Source organism: Agromyces cerinus (assembly GCF_016907835.1).
GTDB classification, from domain to species: Bacteria; Actinomycetota; Actinomycetes; order Actinomycetales; family Microbacteriaceae; genus Agromyces; species Agromyces nitratus.
Genome location: NZ_JAFBCT010000001.1, coordinates 3,066,744 through 3,081,505, shown reverse-complemented (window position 1 = coordinate 3,081,505; position 14,762 = coordinate 3,066,744). Strand labels below are relative to the sequence as shown.

At 71.1% G+C, this 14,762-nt stretch carries 12 protein-coding genes; 9 read left to right on the top strand and 3 right to left on the bottom strand.

What is annotated here, in order from left to right; all coding sequences use genetic code 11:
• The first annotated feature begins 41 nt into the window (after positions 1-41).
• The 4 genes from JOE59_RS14355 to JOE59_RS14340 are packed head-to-tail and all read left to right on the top strand — an operon-like array spanning position 42 to position 6,644.
• A complete protein-coding gene (locus tag JOE59_RS14355; protein WP_204461478.1) occupies positions 42-1,595 on the top strand; it encodes an FGGY-family carbohydrate kinase in 1,554 nt (517 codons plus the stop codon).
• Complete coding sequence (locus JOE59_RS14350; protein ID WP_204461476.1) at positions 1,592-4,132, top strand: GH116 family glycosyl hydrolase; 2,541 nt, start codon at positions 1,592-1,594, stop codon at positions 4,130-4,132. Before JOE59_RS14355 ends, JOE59_RS14350 begins: the two co-directional genes overlap by 4 nt.
• Positions 4,129-5,763, top strand: a complete 1,635-nt coding sequence (locus JOE59_RS14345) for a fucose isomerase (RefSeq protein ID WP_204461474.1) — start codon at positions 4,129-4,131, stop codon at positions 5,761-5,763. Before JOE59_RS14350 ends, JOE59_RS14345 begins: the two co-directional genes overlap by 4 nt.
• A 32-nt stretch (positions 5,764-5,795) precedes the next feature.
• Positions 5,796-6,644 (top strand): alpha/beta hydrolase, encoded by an 849-nt coding sequence (locus tag JOE59_RS14340; RefSeq protein ID WP_204461473.1) that lies wholly within the window; start codon positions 5,796-5,798, stop codon positions 6,642-6,644.
• Positions 6,645-6,651: 7 nt separating this feature from the next.
• Here the strand turns inward: JOE59_RS14340 and JOE59_RS14335 are convergent, their stop codons facing one another.
• On the bottom strand, positions 6,652-7,296 hold the full coding sequence (locus JOE59_RS14335; RefSeq protein ID WP_204461471.1) for a histidine phosphatase family protein: 645 nt from the start codon (positions 7,294-7,296) through the stop codon (positions 6,652-6,654).
• Between the two features lie 70 nt (positions 7,297-7,366).
• On the opposite strand from JOE59_RS14335, the gene lplAB reads away from it, so the two are divergent.
• Together lplAB and JOE59_RS14325 are read left to right on the top strand one after the other, a co-directional pair.
• Entirely contained in the window at positions 7,367-8,416 is a 1,050-nt protein-coding gene (gene lplAB / locus JOE59_RS14330; protein ID WP_204461469.1) for a lipoate-protein ligase LplAB, read from the top strand.
• Positions 8,417-8,479: 63 nt separating this feature from the next.
• Positions 8,480-8,815, top strand: a complete 336-nt coding sequence (locus JOE59_RS14325; protein WP_204461466.1) for a hypothetical protein — start codon at positions 8,480-8,482, stop codon at positions 8,813-8,815.
• A gap of 18 nt (positions 8,816-8,833) precedes the next feature.
• On the opposite strand, the gene JOE59_RS14320 is transcribed toward JOE59_RS14325, so the two are convergent.
• A complete protein-coding gene (locus tag JOE59_RS14320) occupies positions 8,834-9,436 on the bottom strand; it encodes a TetR/AcrR family transcriptional regulator (RefSeq protein ID WP_204461464.1) in 603 nt (200 codons plus the stop codon).
• 104 nt (positions 9,437-9,540) lie between these two features.
• Here JOE59_RS14320 and JOE59_RS14315 point away from each other — a divergent pair, with 104 nt between their 5' ends.
• The 3 genes from JOE59_RS14315 (at position 9,541) to JOE59_RS14305 (ending at position 13,709) form a co-directional block, all read left to right on the top strand.
• Positions 9,541-11,031 carry an APC family permease gene (locus JOE59_RS14315; RefSeq protein ID WP_204461462.1) on the top strand — a complete coding sequence of 497 codons (1,491 nt, stop codon included), beginning with the start codon at positions 9,541-9,543 and terminating at the stop codon, positions 11,029-11,031.
• A complete protein-coding gene (locus tag JOE59_RS14310) occupies positions 11,028-12,731 on the top strand; it encodes an amidohydrolase (protein ID WP_204461460.1) in 1,704 nt (567 codons plus the stop codon). The genes JOE59_RS14315 and JOE59_RS14310 overlap by 4 nt, the downstream gene beginning before the upstream one ends.
• A gap of 90 nt (positions 12,732-12,821) precedes the next feature.
• Positions 12,822-13,709 (top strand): DNA-methyltransferase, encoded by an 888-nt coding sequence (locus JOE59_RS14305; protein WP_307837083.1) that lies wholly within the window; start codon positions 12,822-12,824, stop codon positions 13,707-13,709.
• A 27-nt stretch (positions 13,710-13,736) separates the two neighbouring features.
• Here JOE59_RS14305 and JOE59_RS14300 read toward each other — a convergent pair whose 3' ends face one another.
• Positions 13,737-14,759 (bottom strand): LacI family DNA-binding transcriptional regulator, encoded by a 1,023-nt coding sequence (locus tag JOE59_RS14300; RefSeq protein ID WP_204461458.1) that lies wholly within the window; start codon positions 14,757-14,759, stop codon positions 13,737-13,739.
• Positions 14,760-14,762 lie beyond the last annotated feature (3 nt).

Genomic DNA, 14,762 nt, shown 5'->3' with positions numbered 1-14,762 from the left:
TGCCGACGACGTCCCACCGGCCGCGATCGAGGAGGAACGCCATGCCGAAGCGATGCACGCTCGGTGTCGACATCGGCACCTCGAGCAGCAAGGGCGTGCTCGTCGCGGCCGATGGCGAGATCATCGCGACCGCCACTGTGGCGCACGAGGTGCAGCGCCCACGCGCCGGTTGGGTCGAGATGGACGGCCGCATCTGGTGGGACGAGTTCGTGGAGCTCTCGCGGCGGCTGCTGGCCGAGGCATCCGGTCTCGGTCTCGAGATCGAGCTGGCCGGCGTCGGCGTCAGCGGCATGGGCCCGTGCATCCTCCTGGCCGACGAACACGACGAACCGGTGCGTCCGGCGATCCTGTACGGCGTCGACACGAGGGCGGCGGCGCAGATCGAGCGGATGTCGCAGCAGCTCGGCGTCGACGCGATCACGAGGGTCGGCGGCTCGACCCTCACCTCGCAGGCCGGCGGACCGAAGATCGGCTGGATCGCCGACGAGGAGCCCGAGGCGTTCGCGCGGGCGCACCGTCTCTTCATGCCGGCTTCGTGGCTCGCCCGCAGGCTCACCGGAGCCTACGTGCTCGACCACCAGTCGGCGAGCCAGGTCTCCCCGCTCTACGACATCGAGGCCGAGACCTGGCACGAGCCGTGGTGGAACCGCTTCGCCGAGGGCATTGAGGCGCCTCCGCTCGCGTGGGCCGGCGACGTCGTCGGCACGGTCACCGGTGCCGCGGCCGACGCCACCGGCATCCCGGCCGGCACGCCCGTCATCGCCGGCACGATCGACGCATGGACCGAGGCGGTCAGCGTCGGCGCCCACGGCACCGGCGACCTCATGCTCATGTACGGCACGACGATGTTCCTCATCGCGACAGGGGAGGAGACGCTGCGCACCCCGTCGATGTGGACCACGGTCGGCGCCTTCCCCGGCACCCGCAACCTCGCCGGCGGGCTCGCGACCTCGGGTGCGCTCACGAGCTGGCTCAAGGACCTCACCGACGCCGACTTCCCGGTCCTGCTCGCCGAGGCCGCCGAGTCCGGTGTCGGCGCGCGCGGCCTCGTGATGCTGCCCTACTTCGCGGGGGAACGCACGCCGATCCTCGATCCCGACGCCCGCGGCGTGGTCGCCGGGCTCACCCTCAGCCACACCCGAGGCGACCTCTACCGCGCCGCGCTCGAGGCGACCGCGCTCGGCGTGCGGCACAACGTCGAGACGATGCGCGCCGCAGGCGCCGACATCCGTCGCATCGTCGCCGTCGGCGGCGGCACGCAGGGGTCGCTCTGGCTGCAGATCGTGTCGGATGTCACGGGGCTCGTGCAGGAGGTGCCGCAGACGACGATCGGGGCGAGCTACGGAGCGGCGTTTCTCGCCGCGGCCGCGACCGCCGAGGCAGCGCCGCCGAGCATCGCGGACTGGAACCCCGTCGCGACGACGATCCGGCCGCGGCCCGAGGTCGCCGCCGACTACGACGTGCTCTTCGATCGCTACCTGCGCCTCTACGCCGTGACGAAGGAGCTCGTGCACGAGCTCGCGGCGGCGCAGCGCAGCGAAGACCTCGAGCACGACGACGAACACCACGATCACGACCAGGAGGACGCGCGATGACCCGCAGAGCACGAGGGATCCCGCACACCGCGGAACGCGCCGCGTTCCCCCTCGGTGGCATCGGCACCGGGAACGTCTCGATCGGCGCCCGCGGCGAACTGCGCGACTGGGAGCTCGAGAACCTGCCCGACAAGGGGCGGCTGAACCCCAACAGCTTCTTCGCGATCCACGCGGCACCCGAGGGCGCCGCCGCAGTGACCCGGGTGCTCGAGGCCAAGCTCACCGGCCGCCACGACTGGGACGCCGGCTACGGCTTCGACCGGCTCGCCGGGCTGCCGCGCCTCGCCGGCGCGACGATGCACGGCGAGTACCCGGTCGTCGACATCGACTTCGACGACGAGGTGCTGCCGGTCGAGGTGTCGCTCACCGCCTTCACGCCGCTCGTGCCGCTCGACGCCGACGCCTCCGGCATCCCGGCCGCAGTGCTGCGCTACCGCGTGACGAATCCCGCGGAGGTGCCCGTCGCGGTCACGATCGCCGGCTCCCTCACCCACACCGCGGGTCGAGGCGAGGGCCCGTACGGCATGCGCGCCGCGCAGACCGTGCAGTGGCGCGACGACGGCGCGGTGCGCGGGCTCGACTTCGGCATCGGGCTGCCCGACGACGACTTCGGCTACGGCACGATGAGCCTCACCACGACGGATGCCTCGACGACGGCGAAGCCCCAATGGGTGACCGGGTTCTGGCCCGATGGGCCGCGCCTCTTCTGGAGCGACCTCAGTGACGACGGCCTGCTCGAACCCGAGCCGCGGCTGACGCTCGAGGATCGCCCCCGCGGCCTGTTCGCCGACTCCGACGACGGCGCGCCGATGACGGAGGAGGCCGTCTTCGAGAAGCTTCCGCGCTTGCGCACCGGCACGCTCGGCATCGTGCACGAGCTCGCGCCGGGGGAGCAGCGCGACTTCGAGTTCGTGCTCTCCTGGAGCTTTCCGAATCGCCGACGCGGCTGGTACGGCCACATCGTCTTCGGCGACACCGACCCCGCAGGGGTCGTGCGCAACCGCTATGCCACGCTCTGGCCAGACGCCTGGGCCGCAGCATCCCACCTGCATCGCGAGCTGCCCGCCCTCGAGGCGGCGACGCGCGCCTTCGTCGAGGCGCTCTACGGTGGAACCCTCGACGCCGTGATCGCCGACGCCGTCGGCGCGAACGTCGCGGCGCTGCGCTCGACGACGTGCTTCGTGGTCGAGCAGCCGAATCCCGAGCTCGGCGCCGGACCGGTGTTCGCCGCATGGGAGGGTTCGTTCGACCACAGCGGTTCGTGCGAGGGCACCTGCACCCACGTCTGGTCGTACGCGCAGACGGCGGCATGGCTCTTCCCGTCGCTCGAGCGGAGTGCGCGCCGGGTCGAGTTCCTGCTCGAGACGGATGCTGTGGGCGCCCAGAAGTTCCGTTCGAACCGGGTCTTCGGCGGTCCGTCGTGGTTCATGGGCCCGGCGGTCGACGGGCAGCTCGGCACGTTCCTGCGCCTGCACCGCGAATGGCGGTTCTCGGGCGACGACGAGTTCCTCCGCGAGCTCTGGCCGGCTGCGGTGCGCACCCTCGACTACGCGATCCGCGAGTGGGACAGCGACGGCGACGGCCTGCTCGACGGCGAGCTGCACAACACCTACGACATCGAGTTCCACGGCATCGAGCCGCTCGCGAACGGCATGTTCCTGGCCGCGCTCCGCGCCGGCGCTCGCATGGCTGCCCACCTCGGCGAGACGGACCGCGCGAGCGACTGGCTCGAGCGTGCCGAGCGCTGTGCCGCGGGCATGGAGGCGGTGCTCTGGAACGGCGAGTACTACCGCCAGGTCATCGAGGATGTCGACGCGCACCGCTACCAGTACGGCGACGGCGTGCTCTCCGATCAGCTGCTCGGCCAGTTCCACGCCTCGGTCAACGGCCTCGGCGAGATCCTGCCCCGTGACCACGTGCGGAGTGCCCTCCGCGCGATCGTCGGGCACAACCACCGAGCCGACCTTACCGAGCACGAGAGCACGCAGCGGGTCTACGCACTGAACGACGAGGGCGGGCTGCTCCTCGCGTCGTGGCCGCGCGGCGGACGACCGGCGATCCCGTTCGTCTACTCCGACGAGGTCTGGACCGGCATCGAGCACCAGGTCGCCGCCAGCCTCGTCTACGCCGGGCTCGTCGACGACGCGCTCCTCGTCGAGCGCACGCTGCGCGCACGCTACGACGGCACCGTGCGGAACCCGTGGAACGAGATCGAGTGCGGCAACCACTACGCCCGCTCGCTCGCGTCCTGGGCACTGCTGCTCGCATTCAGCGGCGTGCAATGGGATGCCCCGGCCCGCACGCTCTCGTTCGACCCGAGCTCCGACGGCCGCTACCTCTTCACGACCGGTGGGGCGTGGGGGCGCGTCGAGATCGACGGCGACGAGCTCACGCTGCACCTCGACGGCGGCGTGCTCGACGTCGACCGCATCGTGCTGCGCGGGCGCGAGGCATCCGGAGCACTGCACCTGACCGCCGGCGACGACCACACCGTCCGCACGGCGGCCGACGACCACGAACACCAGGAGACACGATGACGAGTTACACCCTGCCCGCGACCGTCGAACGGCCGGTCGCGACGCCGAACACCGCCTTCCTCATCGCGAGCGGCGATCTGCGCGAATCGGCCAACACCGCGGGCTGGGCGACCCAGTCGGCGATGGAGGCGGATGTCACGGCGGCACTCGACGAGCTCGGCTGGCGGGTCGTGCGCGCCAACGGCGTCGACCCGGCGACGGGCCACGGCTTCATCTCGAGCCAGCGCATGGGGCTCGAGGTCTTCAAGGCGATCCCCGTCGACGCCCCGCTCATCGTGGCGGAGGCGGTGTGGCAGTACTCGCACCACGTGCTCGCCGGGCTCCGCACCCACCGCGGCCCCATCCTCACCGTCGCGAACTTCGCGGGCGACTGGCCGGGGCTCGTGGGCCTGCTCGGCCTGAACGCCGGCCTGACGAAGATGGGCAAGCCGTACTCGACGATCTGGTCGGTCGACTTCACCGACGCGTGGTTCCGCGCCGGGCTCCGCGAGTGGGTCGAGACAGGTCGCATCACGCACGACGCCTCGCATGTGCGGCCGCTGCCCGAGCTGCCCGACACCCCTGAAGTACGACTCGGCCGTGCCCTCGGCGACCAGCTGCTCGCCGACAAGGCGATCATCGGCGTCTTCGACGAGGGCTGCATGGGCATGTACAACGCGGTCTTCGACGACGAGCTGCTGAACCCGCTCGGCATCTACAAGGAACGGCTCTCGCAGTCGGCGCTCTACGCCGAGATGCTGACGGTGCCCGACGCCGAGGCCGATGCCGCCCGTGACTGGCTCGTCGAACGGGGCATGACCTTCCGCTTCGGCACGGATGACGCGACCGAGCTCACGGTCGAGCAGGTGCGCTGGCAGATGAAGATGTACATCGCCGCGCTCCGCATCTCCGACGACTTCGGCCTCGACGCCGTCGGCATCCAGTACCAGCAGGGTCTGAAAGACCTCGTGCCCGCGTCGGACCTCGCCGAGGGCGTGCTGAACTCGACCGAGCGGCCGCCCGTGTTCTCGCGCGACGGCTCGCGCGAGCTGTACGCCGGGCGCGCGTTCCCGCACTTCAACGAAGCCGACGAGGGCGTCGCCGTCGACGCGCTCATCACCGATCGCGTCTGGACCGCGATGGGCCTCGTGCCCGACAACACCCTGCACGACGTGCGCTGGGGCGAGGAGCACGACGGCGAGTTCGTCTGGGTGTACGAGATCTCGGGCTCGGTGCCGGCCTCGCACCTCGGCGGTTGGGAGCATGCCGAGGGATGGCGCCAGGGCCCGGTGTTCTTCCCGGCGGGCGGAGCGACGATCAACGGAGTGTCCAAGCCCGGCGAGATCGTGCTCTCTCGGGTGTTCATCGCCGACGGGATCCTGCAGGCGGACGTCTTCCGCGCCACCGTCGTCGAGCTGCCGGCCGAGGAGACCGAGCGGCGCAAGCAGGCGACCAATCCCGAGTGGCCGATCGCGCACGTCGTGCTGCACGACGTCTCGCGCGACCAGTTCATGGCTCGGCACAAGGCCAACCACGCTCAGCTCGTATACGCGCCCGACGCCGAGACCGCCGACAAGGCGCTCGCGGCGAAGGTGGCGATGCTCGACCGCATCGGCGTCAAGGTCAACCTGATCGGTGCCGTGGCGCTCTGACGCGGGCGGGCGGGGCCTGCCATGATGTCGGCATGGCGACCTTCACCGATGAGCACGGGGTCCGGATCCACTACGAGTCGTGGCGGGTGCCCGACGCGACCGCGGTGATCCAGCTCGCGCACGGCGTCGGCGAGCACATCGGCAGGTACACCGAGCTCATCGAGGCGCTGAACGCGGCCGGCTACTCGGTCTGGGCAGACGATCATCGCGGTCACGGGCAGACCGGGTTCGAACAGCACGGCGGCGACCTGACGCGCATGGGCCGCCTCGGCCCCGGCGGGCTCCGGGCTACGGTCGACGCGGTCGAGCAGTTCAGCCGCGTCATCCGCGAAGCTGAAGGGCCCGAGCTGCCGCTCGTGCTGCTCGGGCACTCGTGGGGCTCGCTCATGTCGCAGATCATCGTGAACCGCAGCGCCGAGAAGTACGACGGCGCTGTGCTCACCGGCACGGCCTATCGCACGCTGTTCGACATGAACGGCGGCGACCTGAACGCCCGGCACAAGCACCTCGGCCCCACGCCGGTCGAGTGGCTGAGCCGCGACCCCGACGTCGCACCCGCGTTCATGGCCGACCCCTACACGACCGAGGTTCCGCTGCGGAAGCTCTTCGGCACGGTCGACTCACTGCGCCTGCTCGGCCGTCCCGCCCGGCACCTGCCCGCCGAGCTGCCGCTGCTCATCATGGTCGGCTCCGATGACACGCTCGGCGGCGAACTGAGCGCGGTGAAGCTCGCGAACGCCTACGTGCACCGCTCGGGACTCGTCGATGTCGAGCTCATCGTCTACGAGGGCGCGCGGCACGAGATCTTCAACGAGACGAACCGCGCCGAGGTGCGTGCCGACCTCATCGGCTGGCTCGACGAGCGCTTCGCGACCGACTGAGCCGCGGTCAGATCGCGGCGCGGCCCGGCGGCACGTCGAAGCCGAGCAGCCGGATGCGCGGATGGCTCGTGACCTGCGACTCCGTCGCCCACGGGTAGACGATCGTGGTGATGTTGCAATTGCCGAGCACCGGCAGCAGGTCGCGGTAGCCGTCGGGGTCCATGCCGGCGAGGTCGCAGAAGAGCAGCCTGATGAGCGTCGCGTGCGCCACGATGAGCACGCGCCCGTCGGGGAACTCCTCGACGAGCTCGTCGAAGACCGGCAGGGCGCGGGCGATGCCGTCGCGGCCGCGCTCGCCGCCCGGGAACGGGTTCGACGCCGGGGCACGGCAGAACGCCGCCCACTCCTCGGGGAACCGCTCGGCGAGCTCGGTCGGGGTGAGCCCCTCGCCGTCGCCGAAGTCGATCTCCACGAGGCGGTCGTCGATGCGCAGCGCGAGGCCGGTCGTCTCGACGGATGGCGCGGCCGAACGCCGCGCACGGCTGAGCGGCGAGGCGACGATCGCGTCGAGCTGCGCGTCGACGGCCCAGGCGCCGAGTGCGGCGGCCTGACCGAGACCGTGGCGCGTCAGCGGGACATCCGAATTTCCCGCGTACCGGTGGTCGGCGTGCCAGGTCGTCTCGCCGTGGCGTGCCAGGTAGAACGTCGTCATCTCGGGCCCCCTGCCGTCCCCTCGATCGTAGGCTCCCGCATCCGTGCCCGGCATCCGTAGGCTGTACCGCATGCACGGTGAATACAAGGTGCCCGGTGGCAAGCTCGTGGTCGTCGATTTCGAGGTGCGCGACGGGGTGATCGTGAACCCGCGCGTCGCGGGCGACTTCTTCCTCGAACCCGACGAGGCGCTGGGCGACATCGATGCCGCGCTCACGGGGCTCTCCGCGGCATCCGATGCGAAGCAGATCGCCGCGGCGATCACCGCCGGCCTTCGGCACGACGCCGTCATGCTCGGCTTCTCGGCCGAGGCGATCGCCGTTGCCGTGCGACGGGCGATGACGGATGCCACGAGCTGGGCCGACTACGAATGGGAGATCGTGCACGACGCGGCCGTGCCGCCGCGCACCCACCTCGCCCTCGACGAGGTGCTCGCGACCCGCGTCGGCGAGGGGCGCCGCAAGCCCACGCTGCGCTTCTGGGAATGGGATGAGTCGGCCGTGGTCATCGGCAGCTTCCAGTCGGTCAAGAACGAGGTCGACCCCGAGGGTGCTGAGAAGTACGGCTTCGACGTCGTGCGCCGCATCTCGGGCGGCGGCGCGATGATGATGGAGCGCGGCAACGTCGTGACGTACTCCCTCTACGTGCCGGGCGAGCTCGTGCAGGGCATGAGCTTCGCCGACTCCTACGCGTTCCTCGACGACTGGGTGCTGCAGGGGCTGCGCGCGATCGGCATCGAGGCGACGTACCAGCCGCTCAACGACATCGCGAGCCCGCTCGGCAAGATCGGCGGCGCCGCCCAGAAGCGACTCGGCTCGGGCGGCGTGCTGCACCACGTCACGATGTCGTACGACCTCGACAACGAGAAGATGCTCGAGGTGCTGCGCATCGGGCGCGAGAAGATCAGCGACAAGGGCATCGCCTCGGCGGCCAAGCGCGTCGACCCGCTCCGCTCGCAGACCGGGCTGTCGCGCGCGGCCGTCATCGAGAGCCTGAAGCAGACGTTCACGACGCTCTACGGGGCGACCCCCGGCACCGTGTCCGCCGACGAGCTCGCCGAGGCCGAGGCGCTCGTCGAGTCCAAGTTCTCGACGCGGGAGTGGCTCTACCGGGTGCCCTGAGCCCGCCGGCCCCTGTCCACACCCGTGCGAGGAAGGCTCAGCGATCCCCGTTAGACTCGCCGGGTGGATTGGTGGATCTGGCTCGGCATCGCCGCGGTCGTCGGCGCCTTCGTGGCGTTCGCCGTGCGGCGCGGCTGGATCGACCTCTCCGACAAGACCAAGCGCGGTGGCGGTGGCGGCGGCGTCATGATGATCGGCGACGAGGTCTTCGCGCCGCGCAAGCACGAGGCGCAGGTCGAGCTCGACCGGCAGAGCCGCCTGCCGGTTCCCGCACCGATTCCGGGTGACGGCGACAAGGGCATCGCGTTCGACGACGACGGCACGGATGCCTCGCGGCCCGCGCCGGTTGGCGCCGACCGCTTCCGCGGCACGATCCGCCTCGACGTCGACCGCGACTGACCCTGTCGGCTCGCTGAGCTACCCGAGGGGTGGGCAGCCGAGCTCCGCTGCGACAGCGCGCATCGCGGCGGCTGCCTTCTCGACGGTCATGAGGGCGTTGCCGCCGACGATGTGCAACCCGTAGGCGTCTTCGAGTGCGACGAAGGTCATCGCGAGGTCGTCGTCTGGCAGCCCGGGGGAGAAGGCGCTCGAGGCGCGCCCCGCCGCGATGATGCCCCGGTACGTCTCGAGCTGGCGCAGGTAGAGCTTCTGCACGAGCTCGTCGTGCAGTGCCGAGTTGCCGGCGAGCACGTCGAACTCGTAGAGCAGGCTCATCAGGGCGTCGTCGGGGCCGCTCGGCAGGCCCGCGTCGATCGCCGCTGCGAGCTGCTCGCGCGGATCGGCGAGGTCGGCGATGGTGGCGTCGCGCGCGTCGCAGAAGCGTTCGACGCCGGCTGCGTGCGCCTCCACGAGCAGTGCGTCGAGGTCTTCGTAGTAGTAGAGGATCGCGCCGCGGGTGAGGCCGGCCTGCGCCGCGACATCCGTCAGCGACAGCGAGCGCAGCCCGTGGGTGCGCCCGGCCGCGTACGTGGCTTCGATCAGTGCGGCCCGTCGTGCTTCCTGGGTGCTCGGTCGTGCCATGCCGTTGACACTATCCGATCGGCGTGCAACACTGCATGAGTTATTTGACTCTAGTGTCAAAAAACCTGAATGCACCGCATCCCCCGACGAAGAGAGATCGAAGCATGTCCAAGCCGAACCCCCCGAGCGGCACCGCCGCCCCGGCATCACCCGCCCTCGACACCGCCGCGACGACGACGCACGGCGGCCAGCTCTCGCGCTCGCTCGGCGTCGGCGGCAACGTGCTCATCACCCTCTCGGGCATCTCGCCGGCCTCGAGCGTCTTCATCCTCGGCGGCGCGGCCCTCGCGGGCTACGGCACCGGCGTCTTCTGGGGCTTCGCGCTCGCCGGCGTGATCAGCATCCTCATCGCGTTCTGCTACGCAGAGCTCGCGTCGCGACACCCGATCGCCGGCGGTGACTACTCCCTCGTGAGCCGGGTGCTCGGACCGGCCTCGGGTGCGGCCGTCTTCTTCATCGGCCTCGTGAGCCTGCCGCTCATCATCGCGATCTTCGCGCTCGGCGTGGCCGACTACCTGGGCTTCGCGCTCGCCGGTCTCGACCCGCTCGCGACCGCGCTCATCGTGATCGTGCTCGCCACCGTCACGGCATGCTTCAACATCCGCACGAATGCGTGGGTCACGGGCGTGTTCCTCTTCATCGAGCTCGCGGCACTCGCCCTCCTCGCCGTGCTCGGACTCGTGCACATCGAACGACCGATCACCGACCTCCTCGACCCGCAGGCACTCGATGCGGCCACCGGAGGGCTCGCGCCGCTCGGCATCGCCGGCCTCGTGCTCGCCGTGACCCAGGGCATCTTCTCGTACAACGGCTACGGCGGCGCGGTCTACTTCGCCGAGGAGACGAAGAACGCGAAGCGCGCCATCGCCCGGGCCGTGCTCTGGAGCGCCGTCATCACGGTGATCGCCGAGCTCGTGCCGCTCACCGCCGTGCTGCTCGGCGCCGACTCGCTCGAGGAGCTGTTCGGCGCCGGACTGCCGGTGGAGAGCTTCCTCGCCGCCCGTGCCGGTGAGACGCTGACCGTCGTCGTGCTCATCGCGATCGCGCTCGCCATCATCAACGCCATCATCGCGATCGCCCTGCAGTCGGGCCGGCTGCTCTTCGCCGCCGCCCGCGATCAGGCCATGCCGGCTGCGCTCGCGCGGTCGCTCGGGCGCGTGTCGGCGCGCACCAGCATGCCGGTGGCCGCGACCATCGTCATGGGCGTCATCGCGCTGGCGGCGTGCTTCGTTCCCTTCGACGTGCTGCTGAACGCCACCGGTTCGACCCTCGCCTTCAGCTACGGCTTCATCGCGCTCGCGGCGTTCGTCGTGCGGCGCTCGCCCGCTGCCGCCGGCACGTACCGCATGCCGCTCTGGCCGGCGCCGCCCGTGCTCGCGCTCATCGCGATCATCACGATCTTCGTGATCGGCATCCTCGATCCGGCGCAGTGGCTCAGCCTCGCGATCGCGTTCGGCATCGTCGCCGCCGGCTACCTGTACTTCGTGCTCTACCTCCGGCAGCGCCCGGGCGTGCTGCACCTGATCGATGCATCCGACGACCCCGACGACCTCGACGGCAGCCCGGTCGCGGCAGGCGAAGGGCGCGACGCGTGACGATCGACCTGCTCATCACCGGGGCGCGCGTGCGCACCTTCGATCGGTCGCAGCCCTGGGCCGACGCCGTCGGAGTCGAGGGCGATCGCATCGCCTACGTCGGCACCGCGGCGGATGCCCCGGCGGCACGCCGAACGATCGACGCGACGGGTCGCCTCGTGACTCCCGGCATCATCGACAGCCACAATCACCTCCTGCTCGGCTTCGACGCCGACGCGGTCTCGCTCGAAGGAGCTCACGATCTCGCCGAGGTGCGCCGCCGCATCTCCGAGTTCGCGGGGCGTCGCCCCGAGCTCGACTGGGTCTGCGCCGAGAACGCGGTGTACTCGATCGTCGAGGGTCGGCGGCCGAATGCGGCCGACCTCGAGGGAGTGACCGACCGGCCGGTCTTCGTCACGACGTACGACCAGCACTCCGTCTGGCTGAACCGCGCCGCGCTGCGCGTGCTCGGCATCGCCGACGGGGCGGACGTCCCGTGGGGGCGGCCGGAACGCGACACCCGCACCGGCGAGCCGACCGGCTGGGTGACGGACTTCTACACGAGCGCGATGACCGGGCCGGGGCTCGCGGCGCTGCAGCGGGACATCCCGATGTACTCGCCCGAACGCCGCTACCGCAAGCTCTGCGCGAGCATGCACATGGCCACGTCGCTCGGCATCACGACCGTCGTCGAACCGCAGGTGCCGCTCGCCGAGCTCGGTCTCTTCGCCCGTGCGAGCGCCGAGGGCCGACTGAGTTCGCGCGTCATCGCGGCGCTCTTCCACCCGGTCGGGGCGGATGCCGCGTTCCGCGCGCAGCTGCGTGAGGCCGTCGACTCCGCGCCCGCCGACGACCGGCTGCGGCTCGGACCGGTCAAGCTCTACGCCGACGACGTGATCGAGCCGCACACGGCCCTGATGCTCGAGGACTACGCGAACCGGCCCGGGGTGCGCGGGCGGCCGAGCTACCCCGATCGAGAGCTGGTGGGCGTGATCGGCGAACTCGACCGGCTCGGCTTCCAGACGCACACGCACGCAACGGGCGACGGCGGCATCCGGCTCGCCCTCGACGCGATCGAGCAGGCGGCGCGCAGCAACGGCACCCACGACCGGCGCCACGGCATCGTGCACGTCGAATGCCTGCACCCCGACGATCTGCCGCGCTTCCGCGAGCTGGGCGTGACGGCGGCGATGCAACCGCGGCACTGCTCGCCCGACCTGGTTGCGGGCACCTGGATGGAGAACGTCGGCGAAGAGCGGTGGGATCGCGCCTGGCGGTTCCGGAGCCTGCTCGAATCGGGCGCGACCGTCGCCTTCTCGAGCGACTGGCAGGTGGGCGAGATGGATCCCCTCGTGGGGCTCTACTCTGCGGCCACGCGGGCCGGACTCGACGGTGCCGACGCCTGGACGATCGCCGAGCGCGTCGGCATCGATCGATCGCTCGAGGCGTACACCGTTCACGGGGCCCGGGCGTGGCACCTCGAGCACTCGCTCGGCCGAATCGCACCGGGCATGCTCGCCGACCTCGCGGTGTGGTCGGGTGACCTGACGGTGCACGACGACGACCCGGCCGCGCTGCTCGCCGAGCACGCCGAGCTCACGATCGTCGGTGGAGAGACGGTGTACTCCGCAGGCGCACTCGCGGAGGCGATCGGGCCGGCCGACCTCGACCCGGTCGGGGTCGTCGGCGGCGCCGCGAGCACGCACGTGCACGAGCACTGAGCCCGGCGGTACGCAGCCATCGACGTCGGGCACGACGCGGGCACGACCCGGTCCGCGTCGTGCCCGCGGCCGGACTGACAGACTGGACGGGTGAGCAGCGACGAACCCGACCGCATCATCCATGCGGACAACCTCGCCGTGCTGCCGACGCTGCCCGACGGCCGGTTCACGCTCATCTACCTCGACCCGCCGTTCAACACCGGCCGGGCGCAGACGCGGCAGTCGACCCGCCACGTGCGCGTCCCGCCGACGGATGACGCGGCGCCCGAAGCATCCGGAACCATCACCGGGTTCGCGGGCAAGCGCTACGAGCGAATCCGCGGCGACCTGCTGCGCTACGACGACCGCTTCGACGACTACTGGGGCTTCCTCGAGCCCCGGCTGGTCGAGGCGTGGCGGCTGCTCGCCGACGACGGCACCCTGTACCTGCACCTCGACTACCGTGAAGCGCACTACGCGAAGGTGCTGCTCGACGCGCTGTTCGGGCGCGAGAGCTTCCTCAACGAGTTGATCTGGGCCTACGACTACGGCGCCAAGGCGAAGCGCAAGTGGCCGACGAAGCACGACACGATCCTCGTCTACGTGAAGAACCCGTCGGCGTACTGGTTCGACTCGACCTCGGTCGACCGCGAGCCGTACATGGCACCGGGGCTCGTGACGCCCGAGAAGGCCGAGCTCGGCAAGCTGCCGACCGACGTGTGGTGGCACACGATCGTCTCGCCGACCGGTCGCGAGAAGACGGGCTACCCGACGCAGAAGCCCGAGGGGATCCTCCGCCGCATCGTGCAGGCCTCGACCCGCGAGGGCGACTGGGTGCTCGACTTCTTCGCGGGGTCCGGCACGACCGGCGCGGTCGCCGCGACGCTCGGCCGCCGTTTCGTGCTCGTCGACGAGAACCCCGAGGCGATCGCGGTCATGAAGGGCCGGTTCACGGATGTCGCGGGGGTCGTGTTCGAGCAGGGGCCGACCGGGCGCTGAAGCGCCGCGGCGCGCATGCCGCCCCGCTCAGCCCGACTGGCGCACCACGAGCTCGGTCGGCAGGATCGTCGCGGGCTCCACGTCTTCGCCGGCGATGAGACGCACGAGCTTGCGCGCCATCTCGGCGCCCATCTCCGAAGACGGCTGCCGCACGGTCGTGAGCGGCGGCATCGCGGTGGCGGCGTAGCGGTCGTCGTCGAAGCCGACCACGGCGACGTCGTCGGGCACCGAGCGCCCGGCATCGGCGAGTGCGGAGAGGGCGCCCATCGCCATCTGGTCGTTCGCGGCGAACACGCCGTCGAGATCGGGTGCCCGCTCGAGCAGCCGGTGCATGGCCGCAGCACCCGAGGCGGCCGTGAAGTCGCCGAAGTCGACGAGGTCGTCGGCGAGCCCGGCACGTGCGACCACCGTGGTGAAGCCATGCAGTCGATCGACCCCGGGCGGCATGTCCTGCGGGCCGGCGATCGTCGCGATGCGGGTGCGCCCGGTGTCGACGAGGTGCTGCGCTGCGGCCGCCGCACCGTGCTCGTTGTCGACGTCGACGGTGTACCCGCTCGACTCCTCGGGTCCGAGGGGGCGCCCGCCGAAGACGAGCGGCAGCGAGCGCGAGAGGTGCGCGAACGAGTGGTCACCGGTGTGGTGCGAGACGACGAGCGCACCGTCGACGTTGCCGCCGAGCAGGTAGCGCCGGGTCTTGTCGGGGTCGAGCTCCGACTCGATGAGCATGTTCAACGTGTACTCGGTGCCCGCCAGGGCGAGCGCGGCACCCTGCACGATCGAGGCGAAGAACGGGTCGTCGAAGACGCGCGCCGCCGATTCGGGCACGATGAGCGCGATGGCCTGGGTGCGCCGGCTCGCGAGCGAGCGGGCGGCTCGGTTCGGCACGTAGTTCAGGGCGGTGATCGCCGCCTGCACGGCCTCCGTGACCTCGGGGCTCACCTTCGGGGACCCGTTGACGACCCGGGAGACCGTGGCACGGGAGACGCCGGCGCGGGCCGCGACCATCTCGAGGGTCGGCGCGTGGCCGGCCGGAATGCTCCCCGTCATCATGGG